At 58.9% G+C, this 706-nt stretch carries 1 pseudogene; it reads right to left on the bottom strand.

Annotated features, from left to right (window positions below):
- Positions 1–684, bottom strand: a pseudogene (locus UC14_RS26635) (autoinducer 2 ABC transporter permease LsrC); the annotation flags it as partial.
- Positions 685–706: the final 22 nt, after the last annotated feature.

Here is a 706-nt window from a genome sequence, read left to right as displayed (position 1 = left end):
TTGTGAAGCGAAGACAATTCCGGCAATGGCGGCCATCATGCCGTTAATGCCAAATGCCAGAATGCGTACCCGGTTGACGGCCACGCCAAGTTGTCTGGCGCCCTGTAAGTTGTCGCCGACAGCGTAGAAACTGCGGCCAAACGCCGTGCGACCCAGCATCCAGAACATCGCAGCCAGCAAGACAATCACCAGCCAGCCGAGCGGGGAGACATTGAGGAAAACCGGTTCTGACAGAGATTTCAGCCCGGCCGGTAAGCCTTCAATCCATTTGCCGCCAGTCATCAGCAGCATCAGCCCGCGGTATAACCCCAGCGTACCGAGCGTGGCGACAATCGCCGGAATACGCAGCCAGGCGACCAGCACACCGTTAAATATTCCGGCCAGTAAACCGGTGCCGAGAGTCAGCAAACAGGCCAGCGGCAGGTTCATGCCGCCGTTGAGCAAAACCCCCAGCGTCACGGCGCACAGGCCGGTAACGGAACCGACCGACACGTCGATGTTGCGGGTCAGCATCACCACGGTGGCCCCCATCGCCAGCAACATCAGGATCTGCGCGCTGCCAAAAATCATGCTCAGTGTCTGAAAGCTGAACGACTGCCGGTCCATCGCACCGAGCAAGGCAAACAGCGCAATAATCGCCATCAGCGCGGTCAGTTCACGATTGTTTTGTATCCGCTTTAGCATGAGGTTCCTCCGGTGGCGGGGG

The sequence above is a fragment of the Rahnella sp. NRRL B-41462 genome, from assembly GCF_003263525.1.
GTDB classification, from domain to species: domain Bacteria; phylum Pseudomonadota; class Gammaproteobacteria; order Enterobacterales; family Enterobacteriaceae; genus Rahnella; species Rahnella aceris.
This window is presented reverse-complemented; position numbering and strand designations above follow the sequence as displayed.